This window comes from Ruminococcus sp. AF37-20 (assembly GCF_003460465.1).
Taxonomy (GTDB): Bacteria; Bacillota; Clostridia; order Oscillospirales; family Ruminococcaceae; genus Hominimerdicola; species Hominimerdicola aceti.
The window spans coordinates 52,471-53,405 of sequence record NZ_QTVE01000014.1; the positions used below are offsets into that span (position 1 = coordinate 52,471).

The window sequence follows — 935 nt, forward strand, 5'->3', positions numbered from 1 at the left end:
TCGCAGGAATAAAACCTATGGCACGAATAGAATTTGTTGTGATCTTCACGGTGGCTTCTTTCAACCTTGCCATTGTGCCGTGGAGTATATGGACGTATAAGCTTATGCCTTACTCCCAACTTTTCTAATGTCGCCTCAAAAAGCGTCTGCCTGTTTTTCTTGCTGGAAGAAAAACGATTCGTGAACTCAAATCCATTGTCTGTTTGGATACATTCGACCTTTATCCCTCTTCGCTTGTACCACTCGACCAAGCGCCTTGCAAAATCTGCTGATGAATAAGTGCTTTGTTCTTCATAGCCGTACAAAAATCTCAGCCTTGTAAATTCATCTATCGCAGTATATTGATACAACTTCATTGTCGGGTCTGCAAGACAGCACCTAGGCACGACCTTTACATCGACCTGAACACGTTCGCCGGGATGTGTCATCTGCTCATATGGCTTTGATACAGGCTTTGTCTTTTCCTTCTTTTCAGGCAACATTCCAAGCCTTCTCATTACTCTATACAAGCTTTCTACACGTCTTGTATAGCCTTTCTTTTTTAGCCTGTGCCAGAGTTCTGTGACTTCAAGCTGCGGGTTGCGTTTACGAAATCGGCGGATCAGTGCTATTTCCTCTGGAGTGTGTTCATTTGGGTGATGATGCGGCCTTTTAGATTGCGTTGCAAGTGATTGAATGGTTCCGTCCCAGCGGTTAAGCCAAAAATATATGTATGAGCGAGCCTTGTTGTATTTCCTGCTTGCTCGGCTCACACCATATTTTCTTGAATATTTCATTAAGGATTGACGAAACTTCATATCTTGTGTTATACTTGTCATGAGAGGTAGGCTCCTTTTCTTTTGAATTTTGTTGTGGTGACTTTATTCTATCAGATTTTTGCCTATCTCTCTTTTCTTTTTTCTGAACTTTTGTCCAATATCTATTGTAGCACTACA

1 protein-coding gene is annotated in these 935 nt (G+C 41.7%); it reads right to left on the minus strand.

What is annotated here, in order from left to right; all coding sequences use genetic code 11:
- Nucleotides 1-776 (minus strand): DDE-type integrase/transposase/recombinase (locus DW015_RS09770; protein WP_242993264.1); only part of this gene is annotated, 776 nt, incomplete at its 3' end.
- Nucleotides 777-935 lie beyond the last annotated feature (159 nt).